At 67.9% G+C, this 18,801-nt stretch carries 18 protein-coding genes; 11 read left to right on the top strand and 7 right to left on the bottom strand.

Features of this window, described 5'->3' with window-relative positions:
• Positions 1-18 precede the first annotated feature (18 nt).
• From ACQEVO_RS28240 to ACQEVO_RS28230, 3 genes are all read left to right on the top strand, one after another.
• Positions 19-1,239, top strand: a complete 1,221-nt coding sequence (locus ACQEVO_RS28240) for a Rieske 2Fe-2S domain-containing protein (RefSeq protein ID WP_432919314.1) — start codon at positions 19-21, stop codon at positions 1,237-1,239.
• A 1-nt stretch (position 1,240) separates the two neighbouring features.
• Positions 1,241-1,570, top strand: a complete 330-nt coding sequence (locus tag ACQEVO_RS28235; protein WP_432919312.1) for a hypothetical protein — start codon at positions 1,241-1,243, stop codon at positions 1,568-1,570.
• Positions 1,571-1,717: 147 nt separating this feature from the next.
• On the top strand, positions 1,718-3,139 hold the full coding sequence (locus ACQEVO_RS28230) for a hypothetical protein (protein ID WP_432919310.1): 1,422 nt from the start codon (positions 1,718-1,720) through the stop codon (positions 3,137-3,139).
• Between the two features lie 84 nt (positions 3,140-3,223).
• Here ACQEVO_RS28230 and rsgA read toward each other — a convergent pair whose 3' ends face one another.
• On the bottom strand, positions 3,224-4,267 hold the full coding sequence (gene rsgA / locus ACQEVO_RS28225; RefSeq protein ID WP_432919308.1) for a ribosome small subunit-dependent GTPase A: 1,044 nt from the start codon (positions 4,265-4,267) through the stop codon (positions 3,224-3,226).
• Positions 4,268-4,540: 273 nt separating this feature from the next.
• Between rsgA and ACQEVO_RS28220 the strand changes: the two genes are divergently transcribed.
• Positions 4,541-4,795: a type II toxin-antitoxin system Phd/YefM family antitoxin gene (locus ACQEVO_RS28220; RefSeq protein WP_432919306.1), complete on the top strand. Its 255-nt coding sequence runs from the start codon at positions 4,541-4,543 to the stop codon at positions 4,793-4,795.
• A 57-nt stretch (positions 4,796-4,852) separates the two neighbouring features.
• On the opposite strand, the gene ACQEVO_RS28215 is transcribed toward ACQEVO_RS28220, so the two are convergent.
• The 5 genes from ACQEVO_RS28215 to ACQEVO_RS28195 are packed head-to-tail and all read right to left on the bottom strand — an operon-like array spanning position 4,853 to position 10,628.
• Positions 4,853-5,905, bottom strand: a complete 1,053-nt coding sequence (locus ACQEVO_RS28215) for an acyl-CoA dehydrogenase family protein (RefSeq protein ID WP_432919304.1) — start codon at positions 5,903-5,905, stop codon at positions 4,853-4,855.
• Positions 5,906-5,965: 60 nt separating this feature from the next.
• Complete coding sequence (locus tag ACQEVO_RS28210) at positions 5,966-7,000, bottom strand: acyl-CoA dehydrogenase family protein (protein ID WP_432919302.1); 1,035 nt, start codon at positions 6,998-7,000, stop codon at positions 5,966-5,968.
• On the bottom strand, positions 6,997-8,136 hold the full coding sequence (locus ACQEVO_RS28205; RefSeq protein WP_432919300.1) for an acyl-CoA dehydrogenase family protein: 1,140 nt from the start codon (positions 8,134-8,136) through the stop codon (positions 6,997-6,999). The genes ACQEVO_RS28210 and ACQEVO_RS28205 overlap by 4 nt, the downstream gene beginning before the upstream one ends.
• Complete coding sequence (locus ACQEVO_RS28200; RefSeq protein WP_432919299.1) at positions 8,137-9,048, bottom strand: enoyl-CoA hydratase; 912 nt, start codon at positions 9,046-9,048, stop codon at positions 8,137-8,139.
• Complete coding sequence (locus tag ACQEVO_RS28195) at positions 9,048-10,628, bottom strand: FadD3 family acyl-CoA ligase (protein ID WP_432919297.1); 1,581 nt, start codon at positions 10,626-10,628, stop codon at positions 9,048-9,050. Before ACQEVO_RS28195 ends, ACQEVO_RS28200 begins: the two co-directional genes overlap by 1 nt.
• A gap of 204 nt (positions 10,629-10,832) precedes the next feature.
• Between ACQEVO_RS28195 and ACQEVO_RS28190 the strand changes: the two genes are divergently transcribed.
• The 4 genes from ACQEVO_RS28190 (at position 10,833) to ACQEVO_RS28175 (ending at position 15,061) form a co-directional block, all read left to right on the top strand.
• Positions 10,833-11,993, top strand: a complete 1,161-nt coding sequence (locus tag ACQEVO_RS28190) for an acyl-CoA dehydrogenase family protein (protein WP_432923081.1) — start codon at positions 10,833-10,835, stop codon at positions 11,991-11,993.
• Positions 11,990-12,787, top strand: coding sequence for an SDR family oxidoreductase (locus ACQEVO_RS28185; RefSeq protein WP_432919295.1), 798 nt, complete (start codon positions 11,990-11,992; stop codon positions 12,785-12,787). Before ACQEVO_RS28190 ends, ACQEVO_RS28185 begins: the two co-directional genes overlap by 4 nt.
• Before the next feature lie 464 nt (positions 12,788-13,251).
• On the top strand, positions 13,252-13,863 hold the full coding sequence (locus tag ACQEVO_RS28180) for a TetR/AcrR family transcriptional regulator (RefSeq protein ID WP_432919293.1): 612 nt from the start codon (positions 13,252-13,254) through the stop codon (positions 13,861-13,863).
• Positions 13,864-13,906: 43 nt separating this feature from the next.
• Complete coding sequence (locus tag ACQEVO_RS28175; protein ID WP_432923078.1) at positions 13,907-15,061, top strand: acetyl-CoA C-acetyltransferase; 1,155 nt, start codon at positions 13,907-13,909, stop codon at positions 15,059-15,061.
• Between the two features lie 49 nt (positions 15,062-15,110).
• On the opposite strand, the gene ACQEVO_RS28170 is transcribed toward ACQEVO_RS28175, so the two are convergent.
• Positions 15,111-16,331 (bottom strand): cytochrome P450, encoded by a 1,221-nt coding sequence (locus ACQEVO_RS28170; RefSeq protein ID WP_432919291.1) that lies wholly within the window; start codon positions 16,329-16,331, stop codon positions 15,111-15,113.
• Positions 16,332-16,476: 145 nt separating this feature from the next.
• Between ACQEVO_RS28170 and ACQEVO_RS28165 the strand changes: the two genes are divergently transcribed.
• From ACQEVO_RS28165 to ACQEVO_RS28155, 3 genes are read left to right on the top strand one after another with little or no spacing between them, the layout of a single operon-like run.
• A complete protein-coding gene (locus ACQEVO_RS28165) occupies positions 16,477-17,022 on the top strand; it encodes a TetR/AcrR family transcriptional regulator (RefSeq protein WP_432919289.1) in 546 nt (181 codons plus the stop codon).
• 13 nt (positions 17,023-17,035) lie between these two features.
• A complete protein-coding gene (locus ACQEVO_RS28160; RefSeq protein ID WP_432919287.1) occupies positions 17,036-17,512 on the top strand; it encodes a MarR family winged helix-turn-helix transcriptional regulator in 477 nt (158 codons plus the stop codon).
• Positions 17,509-18,750, top strand: a complete 1,242-nt coding sequence (locus ACQEVO_RS28155) for an MFS transporter (RefSeq protein ID WP_432919285.1) — start codon at positions 17,509-17,511, stop codon at positions 18,748-18,750. The genes ACQEVO_RS28160 and ACQEVO_RS28155 overlap by 4 nt, the downstream gene beginning before the upstream one ends.
• The last annotated feature ends 51 nt before the right edge of the window (positions 18,751-18,801 follow it).

Below are 18,801 nucleotides of genomic sequence, written 5' to 3'. Positions count from 1 at the left end.
GCAGGAGGAGGAATCGCGATGGCAGTAACCCCGGCGAGCGGTGGGGCGAAGGCGAAGGTGCGGGAGCTCGACGTCGGTTCGACCCCGACCCGATACGCGCGCGGATGGCATTGCCTGGGACTGGCCCAGAACTTCCGCGACGGCAAACCGCATTCGGTGCAGGCATTCGGGACCAAACTCGTGATCTGGGCCGACAGCAACGACGAACTGCACGTACTCGACGCGTACTGCCGCCATATGGGCGGTGACCTGAGCATGGGTGAGGTCAAGGGCGACGACATCGCCTGCCCGTTCCACGACTGGCGGTGGGGCGCGAGCGGTAAGTGCACGTCCATTCCCTATGCCCGGCGGGTTCCGCCGCTGGCCCGGACCCGGCGCTGGACCACCCTGGAACGCAACGGTCAGCTCTTCGTCTGGCACGACCACGAGGGCAACGAACCTCCGCCCGAGGTGACCATCCCTTATATCGAGGGCCCCTATACCGATGCCGACGGCAACCCGGTCGAGGAACTCGACAGCGGCTGGACCGAATGGACCTGGAACTCGTTGCTGATCGAGGGCGCGAACTGCCGCGAGATCATCGACAACGTGGTGGATATGGCCCACTTCTTCTATATCCACTACGCGTTCCCCACCTACTTCAAGAACGTTTTCGAGGGGCATGTCGCCACTCAGTTCCTGGAGACCAAGGGCCGCCCCGATATCGGGATGGGCGCCAAGTACGCCGGTGATCAGCTGTTGAAGTCGGAGGCATCGTATTTCGGGCCCTCCTACATGATCAATCCGCTGGTCAACAGCTACGGTGGTTACGAGATCACGATCAACCTGATCAACTGCCACTATCCGGTGACGCAGGATTCGTTCATGCTGCAATGGGGCCTGACCGTCGAGAAGCCGAAGGGTCTCGACGACGAGACCTCGCAGAACCTGGCGAAGACCATGGCCGATTTCTTCGGTGACGGCTTCCTGCAGGACGTCGAGATCTGGAAGCACAAGTCCAAGGTCGAGAACCCGTTGCTCTGCGAGGAGGACGGCCCGGTCTACCAGTTGCGCCGCTGGTACGACCAGTTCTACGTCGACGTCGCGGACGTCACGGAGAAGATGACCCAGCGCTTCGAATTCGAGGTCGATACGACCAAGGCGAACGAGGCCTGGGAAGCCGAGGTCGAAGAGAACCTGCGGCGTAAGCGCGAGGAAGAGGCGGCCGCGTCCGCCGACCAAGCGGAGGCAGGAGTCTGACATGGCCCGCTGGGCGAAAGCACCCGACTTCGCCGACCAGCCCGCGCGGCGGGACGCGGTGCGGGCCCAGACGGTCGTGGACCGGGAACGATACCTGGAGCAAGGCCTGACACCGCTGCGGTGTCAGGCCTGCCACACCGAGGTACTGGTCCGCAAGAGCAGTTCCCGGCAGACCTCGGTGCAGTGGACCGGGAACCCGGCCGACCAGTGCCCGGTGTTCGCCGAACTCAGCGCCAAGGGTTGCGGGCCCGGGCGGCCGGACACCTGCGACCGGTTGCAGAAAACCATCAAATGGGCCGTCGACGAAGGCGTTCTCGACGTCCCGGAGTAGTCCGCCGGTGCTGTGCCGGCGGGTCCCGGCCGTGGGTTTCGCCGGCCCCGCGCCGCATCCTGCCGACGGGAATTCCGCTCCGCACGGCACCCCGGCGTTCGCGTCCGATCCGGCCCGAACTGTAACAAGTTCCAATAATATGCCGCCATGCGAATTGCCCGTTCCGCCTACCGGCTCCTGCCGGTACTCGCCGCCGCGCTCGCGCTGACCTCGCTTCCGGCGAGTGCCCAACCCGGCTGGGGCCCACTGGGTCCGGCGAACCCCCACCTGGGCCCGCTCGGCACCGCGACCATGCACGGCGACGCCGGATCCTCCGATGTCACCCCGCTGGCCGGGCCGGGTACCGGCTGGGTGACCCCGTCCGGTGACCCGCTGGCGGCTGCCTGTCCCACCATTCTGCAGGGGTCGGACGGGATGGTCGTCGCGCTGTGCACGGCCATCGTCGATCGCGCTCCCACCGTTTATCTCTTCGATCCCGCGAAAGGCCCCATCGGCCCGCCGGCGGCGAAATTGAGCCTGACCAAGGGAAGCCTCCTCGGCGGGGTCTACGCCTACCTGGACAACGAGAACCGTTTGGTGGTCGTGGACGGTGAACGGCGGCTGCTGCGGATCGCGCACAGCCGCGGCGCCGACGGTAAGTGGAGTCTGGCGATCGGCGCGAATACCGATCTGACGGGCGGGATTCCAGCAGATGACGCGGTCACCGGGCTGGTTCCGGACTGGTCGGGCAATGTCTGGTTCGCCACCGGTGGGGGACTGGTCGGCAAGGTCGGCCGCGACGGGGCCGTGACCACCCACCGGCTCCCGGCCGGAGAACGCGTGGCCAACAGTATTTCGTCGTCGCCGGATGGTGTGGCGGTCGCGACCACCCACGCGCTGTACGAGTTCGCGGCCCGCGGATCCGGTGCCCCGAAAGTGCGGTGGCGCGCCGCCTACGACCGCGGTTCCGCACGCAAACCCGGCCAGCTCAGCTGGGGCACCGGCTCGACGCCCACCTACTTCGGGCCGGGTAACGGCACCGAGTACCTCACCATCGTCGACAACGCGGACGACCAAGTGCATCTCCTGGTCTACCGAGCCGACAGCGGGGAGCTCGTCTGCAACCAGCCGGTGCTGACCGAAGGTGGCCCCGGCAGCGAGAATTCGCCGATCGGTATCGGCCGCTCTGTCTTCGTGGCGAGCACCTACGGCTACCCCTATCCGACGGTCCCCGACGACGCGGGCCCCGCGGAGCCCGCGATCGCGCCGTTCTCCGGTGGGATGACCCGCGTGGATATCGACGACCAGGGCTGTCACACGGTGTGGGAGAACGATGTCCGCAGCGCGGCAGTACCCAAACTGTCGGCCGCCGACGGCAATATCTACACCGTCCTCCGGCTCGGCCTCGGCCTCACCACCCCACTGGACGGCTACGCCTACGGCGTCGTCGACCCCGCCACCGGCGAAGTCACCGCGAAACACCCGATGTCGGCCACCATCGTCGCCGATACCCTCCAGATGGCCGGGCTCACGACCACGAACGGCGAACTCTGGCAGGGCACCATCACCGGCATCATGCGCATCCGCTGACCCGCCCTCGCGAGCGGCGGCGGGCACGGGACGGGGTCCTGTGCAGTCGCCGCCGCCCGGGACGGTCGCGTCCGGCTACCCGGGTCAGCGGGTGCCGCGTTCGCGGTACATGCGGCGTTGCTGTTTGGCGATACCGCGCCAGACCTGCTCGCGTTCGGCCTGCAAACGCTTATCGGTGCGGGCCTGCAGCCAGGTGTTCTCGCGGGCCAGTTTGCGGTAGCTGCGCAGGCGGCGCGGGGTGAGGATGCCGGAGTCGACCGCTTCGCGGACCGCGCAACCCGGTTCGCTGTCGTGTGCGCAGTCGTCGAAACGGCAATCCCGGGCCAGGTCCTCGATATCGCTGAAGGTCCGGCCGATGCCCTCGGCGGCGTCCCATACACCTATGCCGCGGAGGCCGGGGGTGTCGATGAGTGTTCCGCCACCCGGGAGTGGACGCAGTTCCCGGTGCACCGTGGTGTGCCGGCCCTTCTTGTCCGTGGCGCGCACCTGATTCGTGGCGAACACTTCCGCACCCAGCAGCGCGTTGGCCAGCGTGGATTTCCCGGCGCCGGACGGCCCGAGCAGTGCGACGGTGCCGTTGAGGACGGCGGTGAGCATATCGAGACCGTCCCCGGTTTCCGCGCTGACGGCCAGTACCGCCGCACCCGGCGCCACCGCGCGGACCTCACCGAGCGGCAGATCTTCTGCCACATCGGCCTTGGTGAGTACGACGACCGGTTGGGCGCCGCCTTCCCAGACCACGGCGAGCATCCGTTCGATCCGGCCCAGGTCCACATCGCCGTCGGCGGCCGTGCAGATCAGCACGGTGTCGACATTCGCGGCGAGGGTCTGGCTCTCGGACCGCCCGGACGCCGACGAGCGGGCGATCACCGAACGCCGCGGCAACAGCGCCCGGACATGGGACCGGGCGTCGAGAGCCACCCAATCGCCGGTGCACAGGCCGCTGATCTCGGAATCCGAGCGGGGACAGGTGGCGCGGGCCGGGCCCGCGGGAGTCACCACATCGCATTCGCCGCGGTCCATCCGCACAATTCGGGCGGGAGCGAATCCGGGTTCGATATGCGGGAGGTATTCCTCGGCCAGTGCGTCGTTCCAGCCGTAGGGGATGAGCAGGTCGTAGTCGACCATTGTGGGGAAGTTCCTTCGTCGGGTCGCCGAACCCGACCGGGTTCAGCGAGGGAGGTTCAGGGTGGAGAACGCTGCGGCGCCGACCGGCACGGTCCGCCGCGGCACGACAATCCGCTCGACTGTCACGCTCTCCACCTCCCTCACGACTCGCTGTTGCGCTCCGACTCTGCCACCCGCTCCAGCGGCCGCGCAACCGGATTTCCCGCTCGTTTCCACGCGGCATCGAAACCCGGGCCGACCAGCTGGGCTAACGTCCTGGCCAAGGAGGTGGAGATGGTGGGCGGCGCGGCCGAACAGTTCGATATCCACGAGGCGAAGACGAATCTGTCCCGTATCGTCGAGCGGGTCGAACGCGGTGAGGAAATCATCTGCAGGGCCGGGCATCCGGTCGCCAAGGTGGTGCCATTGGTGCGGCGGGTGAATCGGACCGGCTGGGGATCGTTGCGCAACACGCTCACGCTCGGGGCGGAATGGGACTCCGACGCCACGAACGCCCAAATCGCCGACGACTTCGGTATGCCGCGGTGACTCTCCTGCTCGATACGCATGTGGTGCTGTGGTGGCTCACCGACGATCGGACCCCGATCAGCCGTGTACCGCCGGGCGCTTCGGGGTGCCGAAGAGGTGGGCGTCGCCGTGGGCGCGTTTGAAGTAGAGGTGGGCGTCGTGTTCCCAGGTGATGGCGATACCGCCGTGCAGCTGGATGGTTTCGGCGGCGATGGTCGTGAAGGCCTCGGTGCACTGATGCCGCGCGACCCAGACGTCCTCGGCGGCCGACGGGTTGTCCTCGGCGAGGGCGATGGCCGCGGTGAGGGCGGTCGATTTCGCGGATTCGGCCAGGACGTACATATCGGCCATACGGTGTTTGAGGGCCTGGAAGCTGCCGATGACCCGGCCGAACTGCACCCGTGATTTCGTGTATTCGACGGTGGCTTCCAGGCAGTATTCGGCAGCGCCGACCTGTTCTGCGGCCACGGCGGCCCAGGCGATCTGCCGGAGTCGTTCGATGACCGGGGCGGGATCACCGGTGCCGAGCCGGCGGGCGGCGGCACCGGTGAAAGTGATCTCGGAGAGCGACCGGGACGGGTCCATGGCGGCCACCCGCCGGCGCTCGACCCCGGAGGCTGACGGATCGACCTCGTACAGGCCGCTCTCCGCGACCACGATCAGGGTGTCGGCGATGGTGCCGTCGAGGACGTAGTGCGCGGTGCCGTCGACAGTCTCCCCCGTGACGCGCACACCGAACTCGTCCCAGCCCGATGCGGCGGCCCAGCAGACGGCGAGGGTGCGGGTGCCTTCGGCGACGCCGGGCAGCAGACGCTCACCGGCGTCGGTATCGCCGGACAGCAGTACCGCCTGCGCGCCGAGTACCGCGGAACCGAGCATCGGGACATCGGCGAGGGTGCGGCCGAGTTCGGTGACCACCAGCAGGGCCTCGGCCAGGCCGGCGCCGAAGCCGCCGTACTCCTCGGGGATCGCCAGCGCGGCCACCCCGACCTGCTCGCACAACTGCGCCCACAGTTGGGGGTCGTAGCCCAGGTCGGTGTCCATGGCCTGGCGAATCCCGGCCCGGGCGTCGCGTTTGGCCAGCAGTCCCCGGACCGCCGATACCAGCTCCTGCTGTTCCTCGCTGATCATCTCTTCTCCCGTAGGTCTGACGGACGGATGCCGCGGTAGCGCCTACGTCCGGTTGTGTGCTCAGGTGAGCGCGTCCGATTCGGTGGCCGTGGATCCGGCGCGCAGGGCTTCGGCGACCCGGCCGCGGTGCAGGCCGGGCGTACCCCAGGCGGTGCGCAGGGCGGTGACCCGGGTGAGCCACAGCGACAGGTCGTATTCGGCGGTGTAGCCGATCGCGCCGTGCACCTGCAATGCGGTGCGGGCCGCCCGGTAGGCGGCGTCGGCGCAGGCCACCGCGGCCGCGGAGGTATCGCGGGCGCGGTTCGGGGTCGCGGTGGTGAGCGCCGCCCGATACAGCAGGGGTTCGGCGAGGTCGAGTCCGATGAACACATCGGCCAGTTTCTGTTTTACCGCCTGGAATTCACCGATCGGCCGGCCGAATTGTTTGCGCTGTTTGACGTAGTCGGTGGAGGCGTCGAGCAGGGCTTTACCGGCACCGAGCAGCACAGCGGCGTTGGCCAGCGCGCCGGCATCGAAACCCGCCGCGACGGCATCGGGTACCTGCGGACCTTCGGCGATCGTTTCCCCTGCCCCCACCGTGAACAACCGGCGGGCCGGGTCCACCGACCGTACGGCGTCGCCTACGCGACCGGTCGACAGGCGATCCCCGTGGGCGATCAGTACGAGGTCGGCGCGATCCGCGTCCACCGCGACTCCCGTGCCCTCCGGCCCGCCGAATGCGATCGTCGCCGATACCGTGCCTTCGGAGATACCGGGCAGCCACCGCTGCGCGGGGGAAGGGTCGGTGGCCGCCAGCGCTTGGAGCAGCGCCGGTACGGCAGCGGCCGATTCCACCAGCGGGCCCGGCGCCGCCGCGCGACCCACCTCGACGAACGCGACCAGCTGGTCGAGCGGTTCGGCGCCCAGGCCACCGAAATCCTCGGCGATCGTCAGGCCGAGGGCGCCGGCGGCGGCGAGTTGTTCGATCAGCGCCCGGCCGGGTGCGGGATCCGCACCGCTCCAGGCCCGCACCGCGGCGGGTGTCGAACCGGAATCGAAGACCTTGCGGATACTGGCACCGAAGTCCCGGTGCTCCGGGCTGAGCGCGAATTTCATCGGTTGCCTCCCCTGGGTAGGCCGAGGAGCCGCTCGGCGATGATGTTGCGTTGGATTTCGTTGGTGCCGGCGTAGATCGGGCCGGACAGCGAGAAGAGGTAGCCGTCGGTCCAGCGGCTCGCCTGTTCGGCGCGGGCGCCGAGGAGATCGAGCGCGGTTTCGTGCATGGCGATATCGAGTTCGGACCAGAACACCTTGGTGATCGAGGATTCCGCGCCGAGTTTGCCGCCCTCGTTCAACCGGGTGACGGTGCCGAAGGTGTGCAGGCGGTAGGCCTCGGCGCCGATCCAGGCGTCGACCACGGCATCCCGTGCCGCGGTGCCGGTGTCACCGGTTTCGGTCCACAGGTCGACCAGCCGCTGCGCGGTCGCACTGAACCGGCCGGGGCTGCGCAGCGAGAGACCGCGTTCGTTGCTGGAGGTGCTCATCGCGACCCGCCAGCCCTCGTTCGGGGCGCCGATCACATCGCTGTCGGGGACGAAGACGTCGTCGAGGAAGATCTCCGCGAAACCCGGTTCACCGTCCAGTTGCGGGATCGGCCGGACCGTCACCCCTTCGGCGGTGAGCGGGAACATCAGGTAGGTGAGCCCGCGGTGCCGTTCGGCCTCGGGATCGCTGCGGAACAGGCCGAACGCCCAATCCGCGAACGCCGCCCGCGAACTCCAGGTCTTCTGTCCGCTCAGTACCCAGCCGCCGTCGGCGCGGCGCGCGGTGGAGCGGATACCGGCCAGATCGCTACCGGCTTCCGGTTCCGACCAGGCCTGCGCCCAGATATCGTCACCGCGCGCCATCCGCGGCATGATCCGTTGGAGCTGTTCGGGCGTGCCGTGTTCGAACAGGGTGGGGGCGAGCAGGAAGATCCCGTTCTGGCTCACCCGGCCCGGCGCGCCGGCCGCGTAGTACTCCTGTTCGAACAGCACCCATTCCAGCAGTGAGGCGTCGCGACCGCCGAACTCGTGCGGCCAGGAGACCACCGACAGCCGTGCCTCGGCCAGGGTGCGTTCCCATTCGCGGTGCGCTTCGAAGCCCGCCGCGGTGTCCATCGAGGGCAGCGGTTCGGCGGGGACGTGGGCGGCCAGGAATTCGCGGACCTCCCGCTGGAATTCCCGGGTGCTGTCGTCGAGATCGAGATCCATTCAGGCTTTCCCGTCGTTCGTGGCCGCGGCGGTGGTCGCCTGCGCTTTCATGGATTTGGCGTTCAACCCGCCGAGGGAATCGCTGCCGACTTCGGCATTGTGGGCGTGCGCGAAATGATGCAGCCCGAAGACCGAGTCCATACCGCTGCGCATACCCATGAGGTCCTCGGACTGGTTGACCGCTTTCTTCGTCAGCGCCAGCCCGAATTGCGGCATGGCCGAGATCTTTTCGGCCAGTGCCATGGTTTCGGCTTCGAGTTCCGCCCGCGGGACCACCCGGTTGACCATGCCCCATTCCTTGGCCTGCGCGGCGTCGAAACGGTCGCCGGTGAACAGGAATTCCTTGGCTGCGCGCGGCCCCATCACCCACGGATGGGCGAAGTATTCGACACCCGGAATCCCCATGCGCACCACCGGATCGGAGAAGAAGGCGTCATCGGCGGCGACGATCAGATCGCAGACCCAGGCCAGCATGAGCCCGCCCGCGATACACGCGCCCTGCACCATGGCGATGGTCGGTTTGGGGATCTCCCGCCAGCGGCGGCACATCCCGAGGTAGACCTCTGTTTCCCGGGCGAAGCGCTGATCGCCGCCGGGGCGGTCCACATGGTCCCACCAGAGCGCGGCCTTGTTCGGGTATTTCACGTGATGGTCGCGGCCCGGGGTGCCCAGATCGTGGCCGGCGCTGAAATGTTTCCCGTTACCGGCCAGCACGATGACCTTCACCTCGGGATCCGCCACCGCCCGTTCGAAGGCGGCGTCGATCGCGTAGGTCATCACGGAGTTCTGCGCGTTGCGATAATCCGGCCGGTTCAAGGTCACCACGGCGATGGCGCCGCGGCGTTCGTAGGTGACCACATCGGGCTCGAAGGGAACGCTCCCGTTCGTGGCCGGTGGATGGTTGTCCGGCATTACGAATTCTCCTCACGTAACCGGCGTTTGAGTACCTTGCCGCCGGCGTTGTAGGGCAGTTCGTCGCGGAATTCGACGAAACGCGGAACTTTGAAATTGGCCAGCACTTTGGTGGCGTAGGAGAACACCTGGTCCTCGGTGAGTTTCGCGCCGGGCTTACGGACGACGAACACCTTGCCCACCTCACCCATCCGGGTATCGGGGACCCCGATCACCGCGCAGGTGGCGACGCCGTCCAGCCGGGAGAGGGCCTGTTCGATCTCGGCGGGATAGACGTTGAATCCGCCGCTGACGTACATATCCTTGAGCCGGTCGGTGATCTTCAGGTATCCGCGTTCATTGATCTCACCGATATCGCCGGTATGCAGCCAGCCGTCGGCATCGATGGTTTTCGCGGTGCTCTCGGGATCGTCGAGATACCCCAGCATCACATTGGGACCGCGCAGGAGTATTTCCCCGGCGTCGCTCAATTTCAGTTCGAACCCGGCCATCGGCCGGCCGCTGGTCGCCGAGATGGTCTCGGCATCGTCGTCGACCCGGCACATGGTGCCGAAGCCGGTGGATTCGGACAGTCCGTAGGCGGTGAGTACCACCTCGAACTCGAGTTCCGCGCGCATCCGTTCGACGAGTACCACCGGGACGGGCGCCGCCCCGGTCACCGCCACCCGCAGACTGCTCAGCTCGAATTCGCCGCGCTCCGGGTAATCCAGAATGGTCTGGTAGATGGTGGGCGGGCCGGGCAGGACGGTGATCTTCTCCTGGTCGATCAGGCGCATGGTGGTCGGCACATCGAAGACGATCTGCGGCACCATGGTGGCTCCGGTCAGGACGCAGGCGACGATTCCGGCCTTGTACCCGAAGCTGTGGAAGAACGGGTTCACGATCAGGTAGTTGTCGGCGCTGTTCACTGTCGAGCATTCCGTCCAGCCGCGTACCGCCGACAAGGTCTGCCGGTGGGCGATCAGCACGCCCTTGCTGCGGCCGGTGGTGCCGGAGGTGAACAGGATGTCGGACAGCTCGTCACCGCTGATCGATTCGGCGCGTTCCCGGGCCTGTTCCCGGCCGACCGCCGCGGCGGTCTCGGCCAGATCCGACCAGTTCAGCGTGCCCTCGGCCCGTTCCTGCTCGCCCTCGACCGGGAGCACCACGACGGTCTCGATGTGCAGGTCCGGCGCGGTCGCGCGCAGTTCGGCGATGCGGTCGCGTTTGAGGAAGGTGCCGGCGATGAAAAGTGCCTTGGCATCCACCCGGCTCAGCACGTCGACCACTTCGTCGGCGACATACCGGGTGTTGAGCGGGACCAGTGTCGCGCCGGCGTAATGCGCGCCCAGCGCGGCGACCACCCAGTGCCAGGTGTTGGGCGACCAGATCGCCACCCGGTCGCCGACCTGTATCCCGCGGGCCAGCAGCGCTCGTGCCACGTCCTGGACCTGGGCGAGCAGTTCGGTCCAGTCGAGCCGGACGGGCCCGTCGGCCAGGGCGGGCGCCGTGTCGTAGGTGTCGGCGGCGGCGTGCAGTGCCGCGGGGATGGTCTGTGCCACCGGCGGTGTGTGCGCAGGGGTAGTCACGGGTGTCCTCATGGTCGTGCGGCCGGGTGCGGTGCGCGCGGTCTCGAACGGAGTCTACAAAGCAAGTGCTTGGTAGGTTATCCTACCGGCGTGGGTGCTATCCAGACCTCAGAATCCGGGACCGGTCGCGACGGCGAGCGGCAATCGGCCGAACCCGCGGCGGGGTCGCGTGTCGCGGCCGCTGCCCAGCCGCGTACGGCCGTCGAGCGAACCAGCGTGGCCGCACTGAGCGACGGCGAATTCGCCGCGCAGGTGCGCGGCTGGCTCGACGAACAGTTGAACGGCGAGTTCCGGGAGTTGCGCGGGCTCGGCGGTCCGGGTCGCGAACACGAGGCATTCGACGAACGCCTGGAATGGGACCGCGCCCTGGCCGCCGCCGGCTGGACCTGCCTCGGCTGGCCGGTCGAATACGGGGGCCGCGCGGCGAGCGTGCGCCAGCAGATCATCTTCCACGAGGAATACGCCAAGGCGAACGCGCCGGCCCGCGTCTCCCACGTGGGCGAGGAATTACTCGGCCCGACCCTGCTGGCCTTCGGCACCGACGCCCAGCGCGACCGCTTCCTCCCGGGGATCCGCACGGTCACCGAACTGTGGTGCCAGGGCTATTCCGAACCCGGCGCCGGATCCGATCTGGCCGCTGTCGCCACCTCGGCCCGCCTCGACGGCGACCAGTGGTCGATCAACGGCCAGAAGATCTGGACCTCCCTGGCCCATGTGGCCGACTGGTGTTTCGCGGTATGCCGCACCGAGCCCGGTTCGAAACGGCACAAGGGGTTGTCGTATCTGCTGGTCCCGATGGATCAGCCCGGTATCGAGGTCCGGCCGATCATCCAGCTCACCGGTACCTCGGAATTCAACGAAGTCTTTTTCGACAACGCGCGCACCGAGGCCGATCTCGTGGTCGGTGAACCCGGTGACGGCTGGCGCGTGGCCATGGGCACGCTCAATGTCGAACGCGGAATTTCCACCCTCGGGCAGCAGATCCGGTTCGCGCGCGAGCTCGCTGCCATCGAAGAACTGGCTCGCGAAACGGGTGCGCTCGACGATCCACTGCTCGCGGACAAGGTCGACCGGGCCTGGGTGGGCCTGCGGGTGTTGCGCGCCCACGCCATGCGCACCATGGCCGAGACGGCCGAGGACGGTGGGCAGGCGTCGGTGGGCAAACTGCTCTGGGCGAACTGGCACCGCGGACTCGGCGAACTGGCCATGGCGGTGCGCGGCGCCGCCGGATTGGTCGCCGCGGACGGCGATCTCGACGAATGGCAGCGGCTGTACCTGTTCACCCGCGCCGACACGATCTACGGAGGTTCGAACGAAGTGCAGCGCAACATCATTTCCGAGCGGGTGCTCGGCCTGCCCCGTGAGGCCCGGCAGTGAGCGGGCCGCTGTCCGTCCCGCCGCCGCAGACCCCCGGCCACGGGCTGCTCACCGGCCGCCGGGCCGTGGTCACCGCGGCCGCCGGTACCGGAATCGGTTCCGCCACCGCCCGCCGGCTGCTGAACGAGGGCGCCGATGTGGTCGTCTCCGATTGGCACGAGCGTCGTTTGGAAGCGACCCGCGCCGAACTCGCCGAAGAGTTCGCCGATCGAAAAGTGGATGCGATCGTCTGCGATGTGACCAGCACCGCGCAGGTCGACGAATTGGTGCGTGGTTCCGCCGCGGCGCTGGGCGGGGTCGATATCTTCGTCAACAATGCCGGGCTCGGCGGTGAGACGCCGGTGGTCGATATGACCGACGAACAGTGGGACAAGGTCCTCGATATCACCCTCAACGGCACCTTCCGCTGCACCCGCGCCGCGCTGAACTACTTCCGCGACGCGAAACACGGCGGGGTGATCGTCAACAACGCCAGCGTGCTGGGCTGGCGCGCCCAGTACGGTCAGGCCCACTATGCCGCCGCCAAGGCCGGGGTGATGGCGCTGACCAGGTGTAGCGCGGTGGAAGCCGCCGAACTCGGGGTCCGAATCAATGCGGTGTCGCCGAGTATCGCCCGGCACGCGTTTCTCGACAAGGTCAGCTCCAGCGAACTGCTGGACCGCCTCTCCGAACGGGAAGCCTTCGGCCGCGCGGCCGAACCCTGGGAAGTCGCCGCGACCATCGCCATGCTGTGCAGCGATTACACGACCTACCTCACCGGCGAAGTCGTCTCGGTCAGCAGCCAGCGCGCGTAACCCATCGGGAGATCGCCCGCGGCTTCGATGCGCCGGACCGGGGCGTGCGCCGGGCAGGTTCGGTGGCATCGGAATTCCGGCAGCCGCGGGGTCCGCGCATGCGTTCGGCCGGGGTGCCCCACGGCCGGCCGGGCACGCCGCGCCTCGACGACCGGCGACACGACGGGCTCTCCAGGCAATCCGTCTTCGGTGTGGCGGAGGCGCCGCGGGCGTGCGGGGCCGGCAGCGCCCGGCGTCGTGGTGAAACGACGGGTACTGCGCGGATAACTTCGGAACCGCACTCGGGGAACCGGTTCGGGGAATCGTGCGTCCAATCAGATCGGAAAGTAGTGCGGGATCGCGGTGCCGCACTGCGGGCCCGGCGGGTCCGGCTCCGATTTGTGAGGGGGGAGCCGGAAACGCCGGGACCGGTTCCTTCCCGGCTACCATGGACCCAAGCAAATGCTTGGTTGTATCATGGCCGGGTGACCGCACCCGACCCCTCGAAATCGGCCCGGCGTACCGAACTCCTCGATCTGGCGGCCGACCTGTTCGCCGAACGGGGTGTGCGCGCGACCACGGTGCGAGATATCGCCGACGCCGCCGGGATCCTCTCCGGCAGCCTCTATCACCACTTCTCCTCGAAAGAGGGGATGGTAGACGAGATCCTGCGCGGCTTCCTCGACGAACTCTTCGGTCGCTACCGCGAGATCGCCGCCGCCGGCCTGAGCTCCCGCGCCACCCTGGAAGCCCTGGTACTGGCCTCCTACGAGGCGTTCGATCGCTCGCATGCCGCGGTCGCCATCTACCAGTCCGAGGCGAAACGGCTGCAGGGCTCGGAACGTTTCGCCTATATCGGCGAGTACAACCGCGAATTCCGCGAACTGTGGCGGCGGGTGCTCACCAGCGGAGTCGCCGACGGCAGTTTCCGCCCCGAGCTCGATATCGACCTGGCCTACCGCTTCCTGCGGGACACGGTCTGGGTGGCGGTGCGCTGGTACCAGCCGGGTGGCGGGTCGATCACCGTCGAAACCCTTGCCAAGCAGTACCTCACCATCGTGCTCGACGGGCTCACCGTGCCGGGCCGTACCGATTAGGAGAAAACCCATGGCTACAGCTGCCCGCCGCCCCTACGCGCCGCTGCGTGAGGCGTATGTGATCGACGCGGTACGCACCCCGGTCGGCAAGCGCGGTGGCGCGCTGGCCGAGGTCCACCCCGCCGACCTCGGCGCGGCCGCGCTGCAGGGCCTGCTGTCGCGCAACCCGATCGACCCGGCGAATGTCGATGATGTGATCGTCGGCTGCGTCGACAATGTCGGGCCGCAGGCCGGCAATATCGGCCGGACGATGTGGCTGGCCGCCGGGTACCCGGAGGAGGTCCCCGGGGTCACCGTGGACCGGCAGTGCGGGTCGAGCCAGCAGGCGATCAACTTCGGTGCCCAGGCCATCATGAGCGGCACCGCGGAGGTGATCGTGGCCGGCGGTGTACAGAACATGAGCGCCATCCCGATCTCCGCGGCCATGATCGCCGGTAAGGAATACGGGTTCGATTCCCCGTTCGTCGGTGCGAAAGGCTGGGATCACCGCTACGGCACCGCCGAGGTGTCCCAGTTCCGCGGCGCGCAGATGATCGCCGAAAAGTGGGGGATCAGCCGCGCGGATATGGAGCAGTGGGCGCTGCGCAGCCACGACCGGGCACGTGCCGCGATCAAGGCGGGCCGGTTCGACAAGGAAATAGTGCCGGTCGGTGATTTCTGGATCGACCAGGGGCCCCGGGAAACCAGCCTGGAGAAGATGGCCTCGCTGCCCGCTCTCGAGGAGGGCAGCCCACTGACCGCCGCTGTCGCCTCGCAGATCTCCGACGGGGCGAGCGCCACGCTGCTCGCTTCGGAGTGGGCGGTCGAGGAATACGGTCTCACCCCGCGCGCCCGCATCATCCACGTGAGCGCCCGCGGCGCGGATCCGCTCTATATGCTCACCGCGCCCATCCCGGCCACCAAGTGGGCGCTGGAGAAGACCGGCCTGACCATCGACGATATCGACGTGATCGAGATCAACGAGGCGTTCGCGCCCGTGGTCCTGGCCTGGCTGAAGGAGACCGGCGCCGATCCGGAGAAGGTGAACGTGAACGGCGGCGCGATCGCGCTGGGCCATCCGCTCGGTGCGACCGGTGCGAAACTGTTCGCGACCCTGCTCAACGAGCTGGAACGCACGAACGGCCGCTACGGCCTGCTCACCATCTGCGAAGGCGGCGGCACCGCCAACGCAACCATCATCGAGAGGCTCGAGCGCTGACGCCGCGGTGGGGGTAGCGCCGGCCCGGCGCTGACCCCCACCGCATCGTTCAGTTCACGCGGACGGGGACATTCGCCCAGCCGGCTACGTTCGTCGTCGTCGCCCGGCGTAATCCCTCCCGGTCGAGGGTGTATTCGGGCATGACGTCGAGCAGGGCGTCCAGGGCGATCCGGCCTTCCATCCGGGCCAGGGCCGCGCCGAGGCAACTGTGGATCCCGTAGCCGAAGCCGAGGTTGTGCCCGGCATGCGGGCGATCGATATCGAACCGGTCGGCGTCGTGGAAATGGTCGTCGTCGCGGGTGGCCGAGGCCAGCAGCATCAGGACGTGGCTGCCCTGCGGGATCGTCCGGTCGTGCAGGTGGACATCGCGCAGGGTGTAGCGCAGGTCGTACTGCACCGGGCCGTCGTAGCGCAGCACTTCTTCGAACGCGCCGGGGATTTTCGACCGGTCGGCGCGCATGGCCTGCCATTGCTCGGGGTGGTCGGCGAAAAGTACGGCGGCGGTGCCGATGAGCTTCGCGACGGTTTCCGCGCCGGCGCCGCCCAGCAGCGAGATGAAGCCGGCGATTTCGATATCGGTGAGTTTGGTCGTGACCCCGTCACCGCGGTCCACCTCGGCCTCGATGAGGCGGCTGATCATATCGTCGCGGGGCCGTGCCCGGCGTTCCAGGATCAAGCCGAAGTGATAGCGCCCGGCCTCTGCGAGCGCCTGCCTGGCTTCCGGGCGCATCCCCGTTTCCCCGGGTTTGCGTTCCAGCGGTAGCGCGTGCACTTCGCGCAGCCAGGCCCGGTCTTCGGCGGGTACGCCGAGCATGGCGCTGATCACCTCGATGGGGAAGTGGGTGGAGAAATCCGTCACCACATCGAATTCACCGGCCGGGATGCGCGCGACGAAGGACGCGATGATCTCCCGGATCATGGGCTCCAGCTCCGCGATCGCGCGTGGCGTGAACACCTTGCGCACGAGGTTGCGCATCCGGGTGTGCTCGGGCGGGTCCATCATGATGATCATCGGCATTTCCGGTTTGACGTACTCCGGATCCAGGACCATGTCCAAGGTGATGCCCTGGGTCGAGGAGAAGGTTTCGAAGTCCTTCATCCCGGGGGCGACGTCGGCATAGCGCGACAGCGCCCATAGGCCATAGGTGGGATTGAAGTGGACCGGAGCCTCCGCGCGGAGGCGGCGGTAGATTTCGTGCGGTTCGCGGAAGAATTCTTCGGAGAACGGATCGAAGTCGATCTCGTCGCGCGGAACACAGGTGTCCGTCATCGGACTCACCTCGATGCAGCTAGAGCTGGATGGAACGTGCCGCGTCGAGCTGTCCGGAGGGGCTCACCGAGCGAAGAGGCTGTCGGACCGATCGGGCGGTACCGATAGAGTGTTACATAACTTACAAAAAGTGTAAAGGATGTAAATGGCACCGGATGAGAGCTCGAACGGGTCGACCCGGACGCGGATCCTGCGGGCGACCTTCGAGGTGCTGAGCCGGCACGGTCACAGCAAGCTGAACCTGTCCGATGTCGCCGCCGCGGCGAAGGTCTCGCGGCCGACGCTGTATCGATTCTTCTCCTCGAAAGAGGAACTGCTCGCCGCTTTCGGTCGATTCGAGCAACAGAACACGGAAGACGCCTTCGCGGCCGCGACCGCGGGGCTCACCGGCGCCGCCCGGCTGGATGCGGCGTTGCGCTACATGGTCGACCATCAGCAGTCGTATTCGCTGGCCAGGCTGGTCGATGTGGAACCGGATCATGTCCTGGCCGAGTTGACCCGGGTGATGCCGGTCATGCGCGACCTCATCCGGCCCATGATCGACGGCGACGATGCCGATATCGCCGCTGCGGCGATAGTCCGGCTCGCGGCCTGCCATTACGTGGTCCGGGGCGACGACCGGGCGACCTTTCTCGCGCAGTTGCGGCATGTGGCGGGTATCCCACCGGCCGGGCTGGAAATAGATAGTTAGCCTATGTAAGAATATGGGGGTGCAGCCGAACCCGGTGACCGATGTGGACGACACCGTCGTCGATCTACTGGTCACCGCGGGTCGGCTCACGCGCGCGGCCGGAACGCTCAGCGCCGACGACCTGCCGCGCGCCACGGTGCGGGCACTCGCGGTACTCGACGAACACGGAACGCTCCGCGTCAGCGAATTCGCTCGCATCGACCGCACGTCACAACCCACGGCGACCGCGCTGATCGCCCGGCTGGTGGGGGAGGGCTATGCCTCCCGCCGCCGCGACCCGGACGATTCCCGCGCCGTCGTCATCGCACTCACCCCGGCCGGGCAGGCCCGGCTCGCCGCCTCGCGGGCGGCCATGCGGGACGCGCTGCCGGACCCGCTCCCCGGATTCGACGCCGAGCGTCTGACGGCACTCGCCGCCGACCTGCGGGAACTGCTGGCGGCGATCCGGGAATCGACCGGGAGCCACACGTCACCGAGGAAGCACCGATGAGCACCACTACCAGGACGGCCACCGCGCCCTCCGGCACATCGACCGGGCAACCCAAGGCGGTCTGGGCGGTCGCCTTCGCCAGCGTTATCGCGTTCATGGGAATCGGCCTGGTCGATCCCATCCTCAAACCCATCGGCGAGCAGCTGAACGCCTCGCCGTCGCAGGTATCGCTGCTGTTCACGAGCTACATGCTCGTCACGGGCGTGGCCATGCTCGTGACGGGCGTGGTGTCCAGCCGGTTCGGCGCGAAGAAAACGCTGCTGGCCGGGCTGGCGCTGATCATCGTCTTCGCCGCCGCTGCCGGGATGTCGGATACGGTCGGGCAGATCGTCGGGTTCCGGGCCGGCTGGGGTCTGGGTAACGCACTGTTCATCGCGACCGCGCTCGCCACGATCGTCGGCGCCGCGACCGGTGGGGTCGCGCGGGCCATCATCCTGTACGAGGCCGCACTGGGCATCGGTATCGCCACCGGGCCGCTGGTCGGTGGGCTGCTCGGCGGAATCAGCTGGCGCGGGCCGTTCTTCGGTGTCTCGGTGCTGATGGCGATCGCCTTCATCGCCATCGTCGTGCTGCTGCCAGACGGGCCGCGGGCCGCGAAACCGACCTCACTGGCCGCGCCCTTCAAAGCGCTGCGCCATCGCGGACTGCTGGTCGTGAGCATCACTGCGCTGCTCTACAACTTCGGCTTCTTCACGCTGCTCGCCTACACCCCGTTCCCGCTGGATATGGGCACCTATGCGATCGGCTTCATCTTCTGCGGCTGGGGCATCCTGCTCGCCGTCTCCTCGGTGTTCCTGGCCCCGAAACTGCAGGCGCGGTTCGGCACGCTGCCGATGATCGCGCTGGCGGTCGGGTTGTTCGCCGCCGACCTGGCCGTGATGGCGCTGTTCGCCGAGCACAAGCCGGTGCTGATCGGCGGTGTGATCATCGCCGGGCTGTTCCTGGGCGTCAACAACACCCTGATCACCGAGGCCGTCATGATCTCCGCGCCGGTGGAACGCTCCACCGCGTCCGCGGCCTACAGCTTCGTCCGGTTCGCCGGCGGCGCCGCCGCGCCGTGGCTGGCCGGCAAACTCGGCGAAACCAGCATCTCGCTGCCGTTCTGGCTGGGCGCAGCGTGTACCGCCGTAGGCGTCGTGGTCCTGCTGGCCGGACGCTCCGCCCTCGCCCATATCGACGACCACGACCCCGCCCCGCACAGCGTCGAGGAAGCGCAGGCGGTGACGGTCGGAGACTGACCTTCACAAGAGGTCACCACGCAGGCCCCGCTCACCGGCGGGGCCTGCGTC

The organism is Nocardia sp. CA-290969 (assembly GCF_050936135.1).
Taxonomy (GTDB): Bacteria; Actinomycetota; Actinomycetes; order Mycobacteriales; family Mycobacteriaceae; genus Nocardia.
Note: the sequence above shows the minus strand (reverse complement) of the source record. Positions and strands in the feature narration are given on the sequence as shown.

Bases quoted from the DNA above. Each gene is read 5' to 3' on its own strand.
- ACQEVO_RS28240 (WP_432919314.1), top strand. From the start codon at position 19: ATGGCAGTAACCCCGGCGAGCGGTGGGGCGAAGGCGAAGGTGCGGGAG.
- ACQEVO_RS28235 (WP_432919312.1), top strand. From the start codon at position 1,241: ATGGCCCGCTGGGCGAAAGCACCCGACTTCGCCGACCAGCCCGCGCGG.
- ACQEVO_RS28230 (WP_432919310.1), top strand. From the start codon at position 1,718: ATGCGAATTGCCCGTTCCGCCTACCGGCTCCTGCCGGTACTCGCCGCC.
- rsgA (WP_432919308.1), bottom strand. From the start codon at position 4,267: ATGGTCGACTACGACCTGCTCATCCCCTACGGCTGGAACGACGCACTG.
- ACQEVO_RS28220 (WP_432919306.1), top strand. From the start codon at position 4,541: ATGGTGGGCGGCGCGGCCGAACAGTTCGATATCCACGAGGCGAAGACG.
- ACQEVO_RS28215 (WP_432919304.1), bottom strand. From the start codon at position 5,905: ATGATCAGCGAGGAACAGCAGGAGCTGGTATCGGCGGTCCGGGGACTG.
- ACQEVO_RS28210 (WP_432919302.1), bottom strand. From the start codon at position 7,000: ATGAAATTCGCGCTCAGCCCGGAGCACCGGGACTTCGGTGCCAGTATC.
- ACQEVO_RS28205 (WP_432919300.1), bottom strand. From the start codon at position 8,136: ATGGATCTCGATCTCGACGACAGCACCCGGGAATTCCAGCGGGAGGTC.
- ACQEVO_RS28200 (WP_432919299.1), bottom strand. From the start codon at position 9,048: ATGCCGGACAACCATCCACCGGCCACGAACGGGAGCGTTCCCTTCGAG.
- ACQEVO_RS28195 (WP_432919297.1), bottom strand. From the start codon at position 10,628: ATGAGGACACCCGTGACTACCCCTGCGCACACACCGCCGGTGGCACAG.
- ACQEVO_RS28170 (WP_432919291.1), bottom strand. From the start codon at position 16,331: ATGACGGACACCTGTGTTCCGCGCGACGAGATCGACTTCGATCCGTTC.
- ACQEVO_RS28165 (WP_432919289.1), top strand. From the start codon at position 16,477: ATGGCACCGGATGAGAGCTCGAACGGGTCGACCCGGACGCGGATCCTG.
- ACQEVO_RS28160 (WP_432919287.1), top strand. From the start codon at position 17,036: ATGGGGGTGCAGCCGAACCCGGTGACCGATGTGGACGACACCGTCGTC.
- ACQEVO_RS28155 (WP_432919285.1), top strand. From the start codon at position 17,509: ATGAGCACCACTACCAGGACGGCCACCGCGCCCTCCGGCACATCGACC.